Annotated in this window: 15 protein-coding genes; 12 read left to right on the top strand and 3 right to left on the bottom strand. The window is 67.4% G+C overall.

Going from position 1 to position 16,556, the window contains the following annotated elements; genetic code table 11:
• The 9 genes from PJE01S_RS19325 to PJE01S_RS19285 form a co-directional block, all read left to right on the top strand.
• Window positions 1-590: acetate--CoA ligase family protein (locus PJE01S_RS19325; RefSeq protein ID WP_169804402.1), on the top strand; the 590-nt coding region annotated here is incomplete at its 5' end.
• Window positions 587-1,744, top strand: coding sequence for an acyl-CoA dehydrogenase family protein (locus tag PJE01S_RS19320; RefSeq protein WP_068835283.1), 1,158 nt, complete (start codon window positions 587-589; stop codon window positions 1,742-1,744). The genes PJE01S_RS19325 and PJE01S_RS19320, both read left to right, overlap by 4 nt.
• A gap of 74 nt (window positions 1,745-1,818) precedes the next feature.
• A complete protein-coding gene (locus PJE01S_RS19315; RefSeq protein ID WP_068835282.1) occupies window positions 1,819-2,706 on the top strand; it encodes a MaoC/PaaZ C-terminal domain-containing protein in 888 nt (295 codons plus the stop codon).
• Window positions 2,707-2,737: 31 nt separating this feature from the next.
• A complete protein-coding gene (locus tag PJE01S_RS19310) occupies window positions 2,738-3,487 on the top strand; it encodes an SDR family NAD(P)-dependent oxidoreductase (RefSeq protein WP_068835281.1) in 750 nt (249 codons plus the stop codon).
• Window positions 3,480-4,295 carry an enoyl-CoA hydratase/isomerase family protein gene (locus tag PJE01S_RS19305; RefSeq protein WP_068835280.1) on the top strand — a complete coding sequence of 272 codons (816 nt, stop codon included), beginning with the start codon at window positions 3,480-3,482 and terminating at the stop codon, window positions 4,293-4,295. Before PJE01S_RS19310 ends, PJE01S_RS19305 begins: the two co-directional genes overlap by 8 nt.
• A gap of 4 nt (window positions 4,296-4,299) precedes the next feature.
• On the top strand, window positions 4,300-5,496 hold the full coding sequence (locus tag PJE01S_RS19300; protein WP_068835279.1) for an acetyl-CoA C-acetyltransferase: 1,197 nt from the start codon (window positions 4,300-4,302) through the stop codon (window positions 5,494-5,496).
• Between the two features lie 16 nt (window positions 5,497-5,512).
• Window positions 5,513-6,766 carry a CoA transferase gene (locus tag PJE01S_RS19295; protein ID WP_068835278.1) on the top strand — a complete coding sequence of 418 codons (1,254 nt, stop codon included), beginning with the start codon at window positions 5,513-5,515 and terminating at the stop codon, window positions 6,764-6,766.
• Window positions 6,767-6,929: 163 nt separating this feature from the next.
• On the top strand, window positions 6,930-7,919 hold the full coding sequence (locus PJE01S_RS19290; protein WP_068835277.1) for a Bug family tripartite tricarboxylate transporter substrate binding protein: 990 nt from the start codon (window positions 6,930-6,932) through the stop codon (window positions 7,917-7,919).
• Window positions 7,919-8,974, top strand: a complete 1,056-nt coding sequence (locus PJE01S_RS19285; RefSeq protein WP_068835276.1) for a cyclase family protein — start codon at window positions 7,919-7,921, stop codon at window positions 8,972-8,974. The genes PJE01S_RS19290 and PJE01S_RS19285 overlap by 1 nt, the downstream gene beginning before the upstream one ends.
• 98 nt (window positions 8,975-9,072) lie before the next feature.
• Here PJE01S_RS19285 and recQ read toward each other — a convergent pair whose 3' ends face one another.
• Both recQ and PJE01S_RS19275 read right to left on the bottom strand, forming a co-directional pair.
• Entirely contained in the window at window positions 9,073-10,947 is a 1,875-nt protein-coding gene (gene recQ, locus PJE01S_RS19280; RefSeq protein WP_068835275.1) for a DNA helicase RecQ, read from the bottom strand.
• 113 nt (window positions 10,948-11,060) lie between these two features.
• On the bottom strand, window positions 11,061-11,453 hold the full coding sequence (locus PJE01S_RS19275) for a rhodanese-like domain-containing protein (RefSeq protein ID WP_068835274.1): 393 nt from the start codon (window positions 11,451-11,453) through the stop codon (window positions 11,061-11,063).
• Window positions 11,454-11,578: 125 nt separating this feature from the next.
• Between PJE01S_RS19275 and PJE01S_RS19270 the strand changes: the two genes are divergently transcribed.
• Window positions 11,579-12,625: a homocysteine S-methyltransferase family protein gene (locus tag PJE01S_RS19270; protein WP_068835289.1), complete on the top strand. Its 1,047-nt coding sequence runs from the start codon at window positions 11,579-11,581 to the stop codon at window positions 12,623-12,625.
• A gap of 67 nt (window positions 12,626-12,692) precedes the next feature.
• On the opposite strand, the gene PJE01S_RS19265 is transcribed toward PJE01S_RS19270, so the two are convergent.
• The gene (locus tag PJE01S_RS19265; RefSeq protein ID WP_068835273.1) at window positions 12,693-13,598 is read right to left on the bottom strand and encodes a MurR/RpiR family transcriptional regulator; all 906 of its coding nucleotides are present in this window, start codon (window positions 13,596-13,598) and stop codon (window positions 12,693-12,695) included.
• A gap of 109 nt (window positions 13,599-13,707) precedes the next feature.
• Here PJE01S_RS19265 and PJE01S_RS19260 point away from each other — a divergent pair, with 109 nt between their 5' ends.
• Both PJE01S_RS19260 and iolB read left to right on the top strand, forming a co-directional pair.
• Window positions 13,708-15,672 carry a bifunctional 5-dehydro-2-deoxygluconokinase/5-dehydro-2-deoxyphosphogluconate aldolase gene (locus PJE01S_RS19260; RefSeq protein ID WP_068835272.1) on the top strand — a complete coding sequence of 655 codons (1,965 nt, stop codon included), beginning with the start codon at window positions 13,708-13,710 and terminating at the stop codon, window positions 15,670-15,672.
• Window positions 15,669-16,469 carry a 5-deoxy-glucuronate isomerase gene (iolB, locus tag PJE01S_RS19255; RefSeq protein WP_068835271.1) on the top strand — a complete coding sequence of 267 codons (801 nt, stop codon included), beginning with the start codon at window positions 15,669-15,671 and terminating at the stop codon, window positions 16,467-16,469. The genes PJE01S_RS19260 and iolB overlap by 4 nt, the downstream gene beginning before the upstream one ends.
• The last annotated feature ends 87 nt before the right edge of the window (window positions 16,470-16,556 follow it).

The following is a 16,556-nucleotide window of genomic DNA, read 5'->3' as shown; positions in this document are numbered from 1 at the left end:
CCTGTGCCACGGCCGCCGACGCCGTGGCGGCCGCCCAGGCGCTGGGCTTTCCGGTGGTGATGAAGATCCTCTCGCCCGACATCCTGCACAAGTCCGAGATTGGCGGCGTGCTGCTGAACGTGGCCAGCGCCGGCGCGGTGGGCGATGGCTTCGCCACGCTGATGGAGCGCGCGAAGCAGGCCGCGCCCGAGGCGCGCATCGAGGGCGTGCTGGTCGCCAGGCAGCTCTTCGGCGGTGTCGAGTGCATCCTGGGCATCCAGCGCGACCCGGTGTTCGGCCCGGTGGCCATGTTCGGCCTGGGCGGCATCTTCGTCGAGGTGATGAAGGACGTGGTGCTGCGCCGCTGCCCCTTCGGCGAGGACGTGGCCGAGCAGATGATCCGCGCTATCCAGGGCGCGCCGCTGCTGCTGGGCGCGCGCGGCAAGCCGCCGGCGGACGTGAAGGCGCTGGCCGCCATGCTGTCGCGCCTGTCGGTGTTCGCGCACCAGGCCGGGCCCAGCCTGCAGTCCATCGACCTGAACCCGGTGTTCGCGCTGCCCGAGGGGCAGGGTGCCTACGCGGCCGATGCCGTGATCGAGGTGGCGCCATGATCCGCGACGCCGACACGCTGGAAGCACTGCTCGATGGCATTCGTCGCTTCGTGCGCGAGGTGCTGGTGCCCGCGGAGCGAGAGGTGGACGAGACCGACGAGATCCCGTCGCACATTGTGCAGGGTATGAAGGATTTGGGCCTGTGCGGCATGACGATTCCAGAGTCCTACGGCGGCCTGGGCCTGACCACGGAGGAAGAAGTGCTGGCGGCGATCGCGCTGTGCCAGACCTCGCCGGCGTTCCGCTCGCTGATCGGCACCACCATCGGCATCGGCTCGCAGGGCATCCTGATGGACGGCACCGAGGCGCAGAAGCGCGAGTTCCTGCCCCCGCTGGCCAGCGGCGAGATCCTCGCCTCGTTCGCGCTGACCGAGCCCGAGTCGGGCTCCGACGCCGCCTCGCTGCGCACCACCGCGCGCCGGGATGGTGACCACTACGTCATCGACGGCACCAAGCGCTACATCACGAATGCGCCCTATGCCGGCATCTTCACTGTGATGGCGCGCACCGATGCCAGCGTCAAAGGCGCGGGCGGCATCAGCGCCTTCATCGTCGATGCGGGCACGCCCGGCATCAGCTTCGGCAAACGCGACCGCAAGATGGGCCAGAGGGGCTCGCACACCTGCGACGTGATCTTCGACGGCGTGCGCGTGCCCGCCAGCCGCATCATCGGCGGTGAAGGCAACACCGGCAACGGCTTTCGCACGGCGATGAAGGTGCTGGACAAGGGCCGCATCCACATCGCCGCGGTCTGCGTGGGCGTGGCCGAGCGCATCCTGCGCGACAGCCTGCGCTACGCCATGGAGCGCCAGCAGTTCGGCCAGGCTATCGCCGAGTTCCAGCTGGTGCAGGCCATGCTGGCCGACAGCAGGACGGAGCTGTACGCCGCGCGCAGCATGCTGCTGGACACCGCACGCAAGCGCGACGCCGGCGAGAACATCGCCACCGAAGCCGCCTGCTGCAAGCTGTTCGCGTCCGAGATGTGCGGCCGCGTGGCCGACCGCTCGGTGCAGATCTTCGGCGGCGCGGGCTACGTGGCCGACAGCGGCATCGAGCGCTTCTATCGCGACGTGCGCCTGTTCCGTATCTTCGAAGGCACGACGCAGATTCAGCAGGTGGTCATCGCGCGCAACATGCTGCGCGAGGCGGCCTGAGCTGCTGGGCTTGAATGAAAAAGTGGCTATGGCGCATATATATCCTGCGCAAGAAGCTATCAAATAAATAGCATATGGCGATCGATCCCCGCTGCCTGCTGGACCGCCGCTTCACCCCGGTGGCGCAGGACTACACCGCACGCGACAGCATGCTGTATGCCCTGGGCTGCGGCCTGGGCGCCGACCCGCTGGACGCGGGCCAACTGCGCTACGTCTACGAGCGCGCCGAGAGCGGCCTGCTGGCGCTGCCCACGCTGGCCAACGTGCTGGGCTATCCCGGCTTTTGGGCCGACCAGCCCGATACCGGCATTGCCTGGCAAAAGCTGGTGCATGCCGAACAGGCGTTCGCGCTGCACCGGCCGCTGCCGACCGAAGGCCGCGTGTTGGGAGACAACCGCGTGGTGGCGCTGCACGACAAGGGTACTGCCAAGGGCGCGATCATGGTGCAGCAGCGCACGGTGCGTGACGCCGCCAGCGGCGGGCTGCTGGCCACCGTCACGCAGACCGTGATGCTGCGCGGCGATGGCGGCTTTGCCGAGCGTGCTGGCACGGCCGCTTTCGGCGCACCACTTCCCGCGCCGCATGCGGTGCCGCAGCGCGTACCGGACGCCGTGTGCGACCTGCCCACGCTGCCGCAAGCGGCGCTCATCTACCGCCTGAGCGGCGACGCCAATCCGCTGCACGCAGACCCGGCCGTGGCGCAGGCTGCCGGTTTCTCGCGCCCCATCCTGCACGGCATGTGCACCATGGGCGTGGCGATGCACGCGGTGCTGCGCACCCTGCTGGGCTACGAGGCCGCCCGGGTGGCCGGCATGCGCGTGCGCTTCACAGCGCCCGTGCTGCCGGGCGAGACGCTGCGTACCGAGTTGTGGCGCGACGCCAAGGTCGTCTCGCTGCGCACCACGGCGCTGGAGCGCGGCGGGGTCGTGCTCGACGCGGGCCGCGTGGACCTCAACGATTGAGCAGCCAACACACCAACACTAAGGAGCATCCATGGATCTGGGCATCAAGGACAAGGTCGCCATCGTCACCGGCTCGGCGCGCGGTCTGGGCGCGGCTACCGCGCGGCGTCTCGCCGAAGAGGGCGTGAAGGTCGTCGTTACCGATATCCTGCACGAACAGGCCGAAGCCACGGTCGCAGCGCTGCGCGCGGATGGCCTGCAGGCGCACTGCATCGTCGCCGACATCACCAAGGGCGCCGAGGTGCAGCGCCTGGTGGCCGAAACCATCGCCCACTTCGGTGGCGTGCACATCCTGGTCAACAACGCCGGCTTCCCGCGCGACAAGTACCTCGTGAAGATGAGCGAGGAAGACTGGGACCTGGTGATGGAAGTCATGCTCAAGGGCGCCTTCCTCGCCACCAAGGCCGTGATGCCGAAATTCATCGAACAGGGTTGGGGCCGGGTCATCAACATCAGCTCGCGCGCACATTTCGGCAACCCGACGCAGGCCAACTACTCCGCCGCCAAGGCCGGCCTGATCGGCATGGCCAAGGCGCTGGCGATCGAGGAGGGACGCTACGGCATCACCGTAAACTGTGTCGCGCCCGGCTTCATGGAGACCGAGATGGTGCAGGCCCTGCCGACCTACGAGACCATCAAGGAGCGCGCAGTGCAGATGCAGCCGATCAAGCGCGTAGGCATGCCGACGGACATTGCCAACGCCGTGGCCTTCCTGGCCTCGGAGCGCGCGAGCTTCATCACCGGCGAAGTGCTGCACGTGACTGGTGGCCGTTATGGTTGAAATCACGCAAGGCCCGGTGCGCTGCAGCGTGCAGGACGACGGCGTGGCCGTGCTCACGCTGGACAACCCGCCGCTCAATGTCGTGTTCCGCGGCCTGACCGAGGCGCTGGGCCGCGCGCTCAACGCACTGGAAGTCGACGCCGCAGTGCGCGCCGTGGTGCTCACCGGCGCCGGCACGCGCGCCTTCTGCGCGGGTTCGGACATCGCCGAGTTCCAGCCGCTGATGGCGCCAGGGCGCATCGTTCCCGAGAAGCTCGCGCTGCAGCACGAAGTGTTCGGGCGTCTCGACGATTTTCCCAAGCCCACCGTGGCCGCCGTCAACGGCCTGGCCTTTGGCGGCGGACTGGAGATCGCCGTCTGCTGCGACCTCATCGTGGCCGACGAGACGGCGCGCTTCGCGCTGCCAGAAATCAAGCTTGGCGTCTTTCCCGGCAGCGGCGGCCCGGTGCGCGTGACGCGCCGCGTGGGCGAAGGCCGCGCCAAGGAAATGATGTTCCTGGGCGACCCGATCGACGCGGCTACGGCCCAGGCCTGGGGCCTCGTCAACCGCGTGGTGCCGAAGGGCACGGCGCTGGAGGCCGCTCTGGCCATCGCCGTCACGCTGGCGCAGCGCCCTCCGCTGGCGCTGGCGCTGTGCAAGCAGGCCATTGACTTGACGTTCGACATGGCGGAAGACGCGGCCATTGCCGCCGCGCTGCCGCTGTCCGAACGCGTCTTCACCTCCGCCGAATCGCAGGAAGGCGTGCGCGCCTTTTTGGCCAAAGAGACGCCGCGTTTTCCCAACGCTTTGCACAACACGAAAGAGTGAACCCATGAAACGAGCCGCCATCGTCTCCCCCCTGCGCACGCCCATAGCCGCCTTCGGCGGCAGCCTGCGCAGCGTGCCCGTCGAAGAACTGGGCGCCATCGTCGCCCGCGCCGTCGTGGCACAAACCGGGCTGGACCCGGCCCGCATCGAGGACGTGGTCTTCGCGCATTCCTATGCCAACGGCGAGGTGCCCTGTACCGGCCGCTGGGTCGCGCTGCAGGCGGGCTTCCCGATCGAGGTCGCGGGCATGCAGCTGGACCGCCGCTGCGGCAGCGGCCTGCAGGCCATCGCCACCGCCGCGATGATGGTGCAGACCGGCGCGGCCGACGTGGTGATGGCCGGCGGCGTCGAGAGCATGAGCAATGTCGAGTACTACACCACCGACATGCGCTGGGGCAAGCGCGCCGGCACTGTCAAGTTCCACGACCGGCTGGAGCGCGGCCGCGAGCGCTCGCAGCCCGAATCGCGCTTCGGCCGCATCTCAGGGATGATCGAGACTGCCGAGAACCTGGCGCGCGACTACGGCATCAGCCGCGAGGAGGCCGATGCCTTCGCGCTGCGCAGCCACCAGCGCGCCGCAGCGGCATGGGCCTCGGGCAAGTTCGTCGGGGAAGTCGTGCCGGTCAGCGTGCCGCAGCGCAAGGGCGATGCGGTGGTCGTGGACCGCGACGAGGGCATCCGCGCCGACCTGACGCTCGAACAGCTTGCGAAGCTCAAGCCCATCATGAAGGACGGCACCGTCACCGCCGGCAATGCCTGCCAGCAGAACGACGCGGCGGCCGCCTGCCTGATCGTGGCCGAGGACAAGCTCGAAGCACTCGGCCTCACGCCCATCGGCTACCTGCACAGCTGGGCCGCGGCGGGCTGCGAGCCCTCGCACATGGGCATCGGCCCGGTGCCGGCGGTCAAGAAGCTGTTCGCCCGCAACGGCCTGGGCTTCGACGACATGGGGCTGGTCGAACTCAACGAAGCCTTTGCCTGCCAGGCCCTCGCCTGCGCCAAGGGTTGGGGCTGGAACGACCCCGAGCGCTTCAACGTCAACGGCTCGGGCATCTCGCTGGGGCATCCGGTGGGGGCCACCGGTGTGCGCATCATGACCTCGCTGCTGCGCGAGATGCAGCGGCGCGGCGCGCGCTACGGGCTGGAGACCATGTGCATCGGCGGCGGGCAGGGCATCGCAGCCGTGTTCGAGCGCGCCTGAAGCCGGAGCGCCGCGCATGACCTACCCTTTCCTCAACCGCCTGCGCGTCGTCGAGAGCTCGGCCTTCATCGCCGCGCCGCTCGCGGGCCTGACGCTGGCGCAGTTCGGCGCCGACGTGATCCGCGTGGACATGATAGGCGGCGGCATCGACTACGCGCGCATGCCGCGGATGCCGCACCCCGATGGCAGGGGCCGCAGCCTCTACTGGACCGCGCTCAACAAGGGCAAGCGCTCCATCGCCATCGACCTGCGCCGGCCCGAGGGCCGCGAGCTGATCCAGGCGCTGGCTGCCGCACCCGGCCCCGAGGCCGGCGTGCTGCTCACCAACATCGGCACGCCCTGGCTCGCGCACGAGGTGCTGGCCGCGCGCCGCGCCGACGTCATCAGCTGCACCATCCAGGGCAACGGCGACGGCAGCACGGCGGTGGACTACACCGTCAACTGCGCCACCGGCTACCCGCTGGTGACGGGCGGCGGCTCGGCCGAGCGGCCGGTGAACCACGTGCTGCCGGCCTGGGACATCGCCTGCGCCTACCAGGCCGCGTTCGCCGTCGTCGCCGCGGTGGACCGGCGCCGCCGCACCGGCGAGGGCGCCGAACTCAAGCTCGCGCTCTCCGATACGGCATTCAGCACGCTATCGCACCTGGGCGTGCTGGCCGAGGCCGAACTGCTGCAGCAAGAGCGGCCCTCGATCGGCAACCACCTCTACGGCGCCTTCGGCCGCGACTTCGGCACCGCCGACGGGCAGCGCCTCATGGTCGCGGCCATCTCGGCCGGGCAGTGGAAGGGACTGGTCAGCGCCTGCGGCATTGCCGAGGGCGTGAAAGCGCTGGAGCAGCGCACCGGTCTCGACCTGTCGGACGAGGCGGTGCGCTTTGAGGCGCGCGACGCCATCGCCGAGCTGGTCGAGCCCTGGTTCGCCGCGCGCACGCGTGAGCAGGCCGAGCGCGAGCTGGACGTGCACAAGGCCACCTGGGGCCGCTACAGCACCGTGGGCGACCTGCTGGCCGGCGATCCGCGAGTGAATGCCGCGACCAACCCAGTGTTCGAGCGGATCGACACGCCCGGCATCGGCAACCACATCGCCGCCGGCGCGGCCGTGCGGGTACCTGCATTGGAGCGCGAGCCCACCGCGCCGGCCGCGCTGCTGGGCACGCACACCGACGAGGTGCTGCACGAGGTGCTGGGCCTGGATGGCGCGGCCATCGGCCGCCTGCATGACGCGGGCCTGGTGGCCGGGCCCGGGCGCGACCCGACCGTGGGAGGGTGAGATGGAGAAGATCCATGGCGACTGGGCCGGCTGGATCGGCCGTGAGGAAACGCCGCGAGCGCCTGGCGCTGGTGCGGACAGTACCCGTTCATTGGTCAAGCTCGCCCGCATGAGCTTGGCCACTGAAGTTTGAATCAACTTAAAGATATCAGGAGATAAGCCAATGAAAGTCCGATACACACGCCGCCTCGTGCTGGGCGCACTCGCCGCTCTGTCCGCCGGCATGACCCTGGCGCAGCCGGCGGCGCCTTATCCATCCAAGACCGTGCGCTTTGTCGTGCCCTACGCAGCCGGCGGGCCCGTGGACGGCCTGGTGCGCGCCCTCGGCCGCGCGCTGCAGGACGAGTGGAAGCAGCCCGTGATCGTCGACAACAAGCCTGGAGCCAACGAGATTATCGCGGCCGACTTCGTGGCCAAGGCGCCCGGCGATGGCTACACGCTGCTGGCCGCCACCGAATCTGCGCTGACCATGAACCAGCATCTCTACGCCAACCTGCCGTATTCGCCCACGCGCGACCTCGTACCCGTGACGCGCCTGGTCGAGGTACCGCTCGCCATCGCCGTGCCCAAGTCGCTGCCGGTCAGCAACATCAAGGAATTCATCGATCTCGCGCGCAAGTCGAGCAACCAGCCGCTGGCCTATGGATCGGGCGGCGCTGGCGGCATCTCGCACCTGCCGATGGCCATGCTGGCCAAGAACGAAGGCATCACGCTGAACCACGTGCCCTACAAGGGCGCGGCGCCAACGATTCCCGACCTCATCGCCAACATCGTGCAGGCCTCCGCGCTGGCCGTGCCGGTGGTGGAGCCGTACGTCAAGGCCGGCACCATGAAGGCGTTGGTGGTCTCCGCACCGCACCGCCTGGCCGCGCTGCCCAATGTGCCGACCTTCGAGGAGTCGGGCGTGAAGGACATCCAGGCGCGCTTCAACATCGGCATCGCCGCGTCCAAGGGCACGCCTGACGCCGTGGTCGCCAAGATCGCCGCCGATGCCCGCCGCATCCTGAACACGCCGGACTTCCGCGCCAAGTACGTGGACCCATTCTCGTACGTGCTGCACGGCTCCACGCCGGCTGAATACGCCGCGTTCCTGGAACAGGACCGCGTGCGCCAGGCCGAGCGCGTGAAGGTGTCCGGCGCGGTGCTGAACTGATGTCCGCTCCCGCCGAAAACCCGCGCTGGCGGCGCCGTCCCGAAGGCGCCAACTGGGGCGAGTTCGGCGCCGACGACCAGATCGGCCGCATGAACCTCGTCACGCCCGGGAAAGTGCTCGAAGGCGTGCGCGAGGTGCGCACGGGCCGCACCTTCAGCCTGAGCCTGCCGCTGGACATCCCCGGCGGGACCGCGCTCAACGCCAACCGCCTGCCGCCGGTGTTGCGGCCCACGCTGCGCCAGGGCCGGGTCAACTTCAACTGCCTGCTCAACGACGGCCGGCCCGATGTGCTGTCGGACGACCTGGCGATCCTCCACCTGCAGTACTCGACGCAGTGGGACAGCCTGGCGCATGCCGGCACCCGCTTCGACGCCGACGGCGACGGCCTGCCCGAGACGCGCTACTACAACGGCTACTCGGCCGCCGACATGCGTGCACCGGCCGGCGTGGAGGGCTGCGGCATCGGCCCCGAGGCCGCGCCCTTCGCCAGCACCAGCGGCGCGCAGGCGCTGGGCATTGAGCGGCTTGCGCGCACCGGTGTACAGGGCGTGGCGGTGATGATCGACCTGCAGGCGCATTTCGGTCCCGGCCGCACGCTCGTCGGTTACGACGGGCTGCGCCGCATGCTGGACGCCGACGGCATCGAGATGCGCCCCGGCGACATGCTGTGCCTCCACACCGGCTACGCCGAGGCTTTGCTGGACATGCGCGGCCAGCCCGACGCGGCCGTGCTCGCGCGCACCGGCGCCGCGCTGGACGGGCACGACGAGCGCCTGCTGCAATGGATCACCGACAGTGGCCTGGCCGCCATCGCGGCCGACAACCTAGCGGTGGAAGAGTTTCCGGCGCGCAGGGATGACCCTTGCTGCAGCGTGTTGCCGCTGCACCAGCATTGCCTGGTCAAGCTCGGCATTCACCTGGGCGAACTCTGGCGCCTCACGCCGCTGGCGAAATGGTTGCGCGTGAACGGCCGTCACCGCTTTCTGCTCACAGCGCCGCCGCTGGACCTGCCGGGGGCCGTGGGCTCACCGGTGACGCCGGTGGCCACAGTCTGACGCTGGCGCGCCAGGCTTGAGCACCGCGAAGCGATGCGCTTTCTGCGCTGATCAGGCCGGTTCCGGGCCGGAACCCCGTGCAAGAAGGCGCCGGATGATCAGGTTTCGGCGTTGCAAACCCGAAGCACCTCGGCGCCGTAAGCCTGCAGCTTCTTCACGCCCATGCCGCTGATGCCTTCCAGGTCTTGCAGGGTGAGCGGGGCCCGCTCGGCAATGGCGCGCAGCGTCGCATCGTGAAAAATCACAAAGGCCGGCAGGTTGTGTTCGCGCGCCACCTCGGCGCGCCAGGCCTTGAGGCGGGCCAGCCGTTCCAGCGCACCGGCGTTGAGGGTGGCCTCGGCCAGGCCCTTGACGGAGGTTTTGGTTTCGCGCTTGCGGCGGTCGGGTTTGCTGCCCAGGGCCTGGGCGCGCAGCACCACGCTGACCTCGCCCTTGAGCACCTGGCGCGCGTCGGGCAGCAGCTGCAGCGTGCTGTAGGCTTCGGTATCCACGCGCACCGTGTTCTTGGCAATCAGCTGCCGCAGCACGCTGCGCCACTGCGCCTCGCCCAGCTCGGCGCCAATGCCGAAGGTGCTGAGCTTGTCATGGCCGTACTGCACGACTTTTTCGGTGGCCTTGCCGCGCAGGATGTCCATGATGTGGCCGGCGCCAAAGCTGATGCCGCTGGCCTGCTGCACGCGGTAGATGCAGCTGAGCATCTTGCGGGCTGCTTCTGTCGCTTCCCAGACGGCCGGCGGGCTTAAGCAGTTGTCGCAGTTTCCGCAGGGCTGACTGTCTTCGCCGAAATAGTGCAGCAGGCTGACGCGGCGGCAGCGTGTGTCTTCGGCCAGGCTCAAGAGGGCATCGAGCTTGCCGCGCATCACCTGCTTGAACTCTTCGCTCGCGGTCTCGCTGGTGTCTATCATGCGGCGCTGGTTCACCACGTCCTGCAGGCCGTACACCATCCAGGCGTTGGCGCTCTGGCCATCGCGGCCTGCCCGGCCGGTTTCCTGGTAATAGCCCTCTATGTTTTTCGGCATGTCCAGGTGCGCGACAAAGCGCACGTCGGGCTTGTCTATGCCCATGCCGAAGGCAATCGTGGCCACCATCACCAGATCTTCCTCGCGCAGGAAACGGTCCTGGCGCTGCTGGCGCAGGGCCGCGTCGAGACCGGCGTGGTAGGCCAGCGCCTTGATGCCGGCGTCCTGCAGGGTGCCTGCGATTTCCTCCACGCGCTTTCTGGACTGGCAATACACGATGCCGGCCTCGCCCTGGTGCTCGGTTTCTATGAAGCGCAAGAGCTGGCGTGTGGCATCGGTCTTCTCGACGATGGTGTAGCGGATGTTGGGGCGGTCAAAGCTGCTGACAAACTGGTGCGCGTCTTCCAGCTTGAGCCGCTCGATCATGTCCTGCCGCGTCAGCGCATCGGCCGTGGCCGTCAGCGCGATGCGCGGCACGTCCGGAAAGGTTTCGTGCAGCAGGCTCAAACTGCGGTACTCGGGCCGGAAGTCATGGCCCCACTGGCTCACGCAGTGCGCTTCGTCGATCGCAAACAGGCTGAGCCGGCCGCGCTCGTTCAGCGAGGCCAGCAGGCCGCGCATGCGCGGCGTGTTGATGCGCTCGGGGGCGGCGTAGAGCAGGGTCAGCTCGTTGCGCAGCAGTTGCTGCTCAATGTCGCTGCTCTCTTCAAAGCTTTGCGTCGAATTCAGGAACGCCGCCGCCACGCCGGCTTCGTGCAGCGCACCCACCTGGTCGTGCATCAGCGCGATCAGCGGCGAGATCACCACCGTCACGCCGTGGCCGGCGTTTTGCCGCACGATGGCCGGGATCTGGTAGCACAGCGACTTGCCGCCGCCCGTGGGCATCAGCACCAGCGCGTCGCCGCCCTGCACCACATGCTCGACGATGGCCGCCTGCGGGCCGCGAAAGTGGCTGTAGCCAAAGACCTGGCCCAGCACGTCCAGCGGCGTCGGAGGGGATGAAGAAAGGGGCATTGAAGACAAGGGCGGGCCGGAAAGTCGGGTTCAGCGGGAATGGGTGGTTGCTACAAAATAAATAGCTGTTTGCGCACGTTCAATGCGGGCTGCAGCCTGATTTGATGAGGAATTTACATCTGCTCCCAGGGCAGGCCTTCAAAGCGCCAGCCCGAGAGCGTGGAGCGGCGGAACTGCGCGTCCAGCTCGCCTTCAAAGCCGTGCACCACATGCTGCACATTGGAAAAGCCGGCGGCCTCCAGGGCCACGCCCGCATCGTGGGAGCGCTTGCCGGAGCGGCAAATCAGCAGCAGCGGCTGCGCCTTGCCGTCCGCCTCGCGGGCCACGGCCTCGGCAAATTTGCCGGCGTCGGGCTGCAGGTCGGGGTATTCGTACCACGGCACATTCACCACGCCGGGCGGGCGGCCCACATACAGGGACTCGATTTCCATGCGCACATCGATAAACAGGGTGTCGGGATGCGCCTGCAGCCAGTTCCAGGCTTCTTGGGGTTGGAGGTTCTTCATGAATGGGTCGGGAGGCGAATGCCCCTATTGTCGGGGAAAGTCCGGACCCGTATTCCAGCGCAAGACGGCGCATGGGAATTGGCCCCAGGCCCGCGCCGGCGCCGCGGGGCACCTAAAATATGCCCATGAAGCCCATCACCTACACCCGCGGCCAGCAACTCCCGGCCATCCTGGCCCAGCGCATCGCCATCCTGGACGGCGCCATGGGCACCATGATCCAGCGCTTCAAGCTGAACGAAGCCCAGTACCGCGGCGAGCGCTTCAAGGACTTTCATAAAGACGTCAAGGGCAACAACGAGTTGCTGAGCCTGACGCGCCCCGACGTGATTCGCGACATTCACGAGGGCTACCTGGCCGCCGGCGCCGACATGATAGAGACCAACACCTTTGGCGCGACCACCGTGGCCCAGGCCGACTACGACATGGCCGATCTGGCCATCGAGATGAATTACGAGGCGGCGCGCATCGCCCGCGCCGCCTGCGACAAATTCTCCACGCCCGACAAGCCGCGCTTTGTCGTCGGCGCGCTCGGCCCCACGCCCAAGACCGCCAGCATCAGCCCCGACGTGAACGACCCGGGCGCGCGCAACACCAGCTTTGAAGAGCTGCGCAAGGCCTATTACGAGCAGACCGAGGCCCTCGTCAAGGGTGGCAGCGACGTGCTGCTGGTGGAAACCATTTTCGACACGCTCAATGCCAAGGCGGCGCTGTTTGCCATCGACGAGTACTTCGACAATTCCGGCGAGCGCCTGCCCCTCATCATCAGCGGTACGGTGACCGACGCCTCGGGCCGCATTCTGAGCGGGCAGACCGTGACCGCCTTCTGGCACAGCGTGCGCCACGCCGCGCCGCTGGCCATTGGCCTCAATTGCGCACTGGGCGCGACCCTGATGCGCCCCTACATCCAGGAGCTGGCCCGTGTGGCGGGCGACACCTATATCAGCTGCTACCCCAATGCCGGCCTGCCCAATCCCATGAGCGACACCGGCTTTGACGAAACGCCCGACGTGACTTCGCGCCTGCTGCGCGAATTTGCCGACGAAGGCCTGGTCAACATCGTGGGCGGCTGCTGCGGCACCACGCCCGAGCATATCCAGGCGATTGCCCATGCCGTGGCACCGGCGCCGTCCCGTGCCGTGGCTTCCCGGTACTTTTACAGCGAGGCGGCCTGAGATTGCGCCATGGGCGCCAAGGCGCCAGTGCATCAGGCGCTCCTGGAGCAGGCGCCTTTGGCCAGGCTTATTTGCGTGGCGTTTTTTTCTCGTAGGCCAGTTCGAGCCGGTAGGCGAGGCCGAGAAACAGTGACTGCGCCAGACACAGCGTGCTGGTCAGCGAGCGAAAACCGAAGGTCGCACCGTCTTGCACCAGCAGCGTGGTCGTGGCCTGTGCCGCCAGTGGGCTGAGCTGGCTGTCGGTGATGGCGAGCAGCCGCGCACCGCGTTGTAGCGCGGCCTGCGCCACGTCCAGCGTCTCTTGCGCATAGGGCTCGAACGAGACCGCAATCAGCACATCCCCTTTGGCCAGCGCCCGCAATTGGCCATGCTCCATGTGACCCAGGCCTTGCAGCCAATGCACGGGCTTGTTGGTGTGCTGCAGCGCATAGACCAGGTAAGCGCCCACCGGGAAGGCCCGCCGCGCGGCCATCACCCAGAGGGACGGCGCGTCCAGCATGAGGGCGACGGCCTCGTCGAACCGGTCGTCGGGCAGCGAGCGTTGCAGTGCCTGAAGGCTGTCGATGCTGCCGCCGATCATTTCATGCGCGATGTGCGCCGCCGAGAGTGCATGCGCGCCGGTGCCGACGAGATCGCGGATGCGGTCCTGGTAGTCCCGGTTCGGATCCAGTTGTCGTTCCGCACCGGCACGAAACAGCGCCTGCATCTCCGAAAACCCGGAAAACCCGAAATGCTTGGCAAAGCGCACCACGGCTGAGGGCTGCACTTCGCAGTGCCGTGCCGTTTCCTGGATGCCGTCCAGTGCCAGCCGGTCACGGTTTTTCTCGACGTAGCGCGCAATCGTCTTGAGCTGGCGACTCAGCTGGTCATAGCCTGCATGCACCGTGGCCAGAAAGACATCGGCGCTCGCATACCGGCGCTGCTGCGCACCGGCCGTCAGGCTTGAATTTGGATAGGAAATTCTATTTTTCATTAAAGTAGAAATATATTTCTAATTTGCGTTACCATTACCACTGCAAACCATTATCTGGCGCGCTTTATCCGGGGCGGTGCCACGAGCAACCAGACAACGCGAGGAAGTGATGAACACTCTTTTCTTTCCGGCCGACCGGGCATTTGACGTCGCCTGCCTGGGCCGCCTGGCCGTAGATCTCTACGCACAGCAGATAGGCTGCAACCTTGAGTCGGCCAGCAGTTTTGCCAAGTATCTGGGGGGATCGTCCGCCAACATTGCCTTTGGTACCGCGCGGCTGGGGCTGCGATCGGCCATGATATCCCGCGTTGGCAACGAACAGAATGGAAGATTCCTGCTCGACACGCTGCAGCGCGAGGGCTGCGATACCAGCCAGGTGCAGACCGATGACCAGCGCCTGACCGCCATGGTGCTGCTCGGCATCAAGAACCAGGACACCTTTCCCCTGCTGTTCGCGCGTGAAAATTGCGCCGACATGGCGCTGGATGCCGACGCCATCAGCGAGAGTTTTCTGGCCCAGTGCCGCAGCCTGGTGATCACCGGTACGCACCTGAGCACCCCCACCGTGCTGGCCGCCAGCCGCCGCGCGCTTGACATCGCCGGCCGCCATGGCGTGGTGCGGGTGCTTGATATCGACTACCGCCCGGTCCTCTGGGGGCTTGCCGCCAAAGGCGACGGCGAGACGCGCTACGTCGGCAGTCAGGACGTGAGTCGCCACCTGCAGGCGCAACTCGCTTCCTTCGAACTGATCATTGGCACCGAAGAAGAATGGATGATTGCCGGTGGCGTGGATGGCGACCTCATGGCCTGCCTGCGCCGCGTGCGTGAATGCACGCAGGCCGTGCTGGTGGTCAAGCGCGGGCCCTTGGGTTGCAGCATCGTGCGGGGCGACATTCCCGCCAGGCTGGACGATGCGCTGACCGTGCTGGGTGAACGCATCGAGGTGCTCAACGTGCTTGGCGCCGGCGATGCTTTTGCTTCCGGCCTGCTCGCCGGGCTGTTGCGCGGCAAGGATTTCACGGAATCAGCGAAGATCGCCAACGCCTGTGGTGCCATCGTGGTGTCGCGCCACGGCTGCGCCCCGGCCATGCCGACACCGGATGAACTGAGCCACTGGTTTTCGGGCCAGCGCAACCCCCGTCCCGACCAGGACCCGCTACTGGCCCATCTTCACCGCGTTTCCGTCAGGCGCCCGCAGTGGCCGGCCCTGTATGTGCTGGCGTATGACCACCGCGCGCAGCTGGAAGACATGGCGAAGCAGGCGGGCGTCGAGGTTCAGCAGGTTTCCCGTTTGAAGAAGCTCCTCAACCAGGTGGTGGCCGACATTGAGAACGACGCAGGTTGCAAGGGCAAGCTGGGCGTGCTGATCGATGGCCGCATGGGTGAGGCCGCCCTGCACAATGCCACGGGCCGGGGCTGGTGGCTGGGCCGGCCTATTGAGCGGCCGGGCTCCCGCCCGTTGCGCTTTGACGGCACGCATTCACTGGGCTCGCAACTCGTGCACTGGCCGCGCGAACAGGTTGTGAAGTGCCTGGTTTTCTACCATCCGGACGATGCGGTTGCCCTGCGCGCAGAGCAGGACGAGTGGCTACAGCAGGTGTGGGAAGCCACCCGCGCGAGCGGGCATGAGCTGCTGCTGGAAGTGATTCCCCCCAAGGACATGCTCGTACCCGGCGACACGGGTGAAGCGGTGGTGCGCGCCATCCGACACTTTTACGACATCGGGCTCAAGCCCGAGTGGTGGAAGGTGGGTACCATGGCCGCCCGAAACTGGGAGGCGCTTGATGCGCTGGTGCGTGAGCGCGACCCGTATTGCCGCGGCGCGGTGATCCTGGGCCTCTCGCAGCCGGTCGATCAGCTGATCGCGGGCTTTGCCGAGGCGCGCGCCCCCATCGTCAAGGGGTTCATGATCGGCCGCACCGTCTGGGCCGGACCCAGTCAGGCGTGGCTGAAGCGGGAAATTGATGACGCCGAGTTCCAGTCACAGGTGGCGGCCAACTTCCGGCGGCTGATTGCAGGCTGGCGCGCCAGCCGTAGCGTTGAACAGCGCGCAGCCGAACAGGTGACCGCATGAGTCTGCTGGTCAAGGCCCAAAAGAACGGCCGCGTCATTGCTGACATCACACCGGCCTCGGCCGGGTGGACCCATGTGGGCTTCAAGGCGCTGCGATTGGCCGGGGGGGACGTCGAGGCGTTTGAGACGGGCGCGCGCGAACTCTGCATCACGGTGCTCGCAGGCCAGGTCGACGTGCAGGTGGGCGAGCATCTCTACTCAGCCCTGGGCAGTCGCGCGTCGGTGTTCGAGGACCTTGCGCCGACGGCCGTCTATGTGCCGCCTGGCCGTCAGGTGCGCATCACGGCACGCGGCGAGGCCGAGGTGGCGTTGAGCACGGCACCCGCCAAGGGTGGCCTGCCCGAGCGTGTGATCGAGCCCCGACAGATGCAGCGCAGCGTGCGCGGGCAGGGCGCCAACACCCGCTATGTCTGCGACATTCTTCCCGAATCGGCGCCGGCCGAAGGCCTGCTGGTGGTGGAGGTCATCACGCCACCGGGCCATTCGTCGAGCTATCCGCCGCACAAGCACGATACCGCGGGCGAGACTGAAACAGTGCTGGAGGAAACCTATTACCACCAGCTCAGCCCGCAACAGGGTTTTGCCTTTCAGCGCGTCTACACCGACGACCGAAGCATTGACGAGTCCATGGCGGTCGAACACCGCGACACGGTGCTGGTGCCGCGCGGCTACCACCCCTGTGTCGCGCCGCATGGCTATGCGCTGTATTACCTGAACACCATGGCCGGGCCTGCACGCCGCTGGGCGTTCCGCAATGACCCGGCGCACGAATGGATGGTGACGCCACCCCCGGGGTGAGTCACCTTGAGCGACATGCGCCGGAAAGAGCGTACCTGGAGCCCCGAAAGCCCCCTATCGAAGAATTTCTGAAGAATTTCAACCCCC

Origin of the sequence: Polaromonas jejuensis NBRC 106434 (genome assembly GCF_001598235.1) — a bacterium.
Lineage (GTDB): Bacteria > Pseudomonadota > Gammaproteobacteria > Burkholderiales > Burkholderiaceae_C > Polaromonas > Polaromonas jejuensis.
This window is presented reverse-complemented; position numbering and strand designations above follow the sequence as displayed.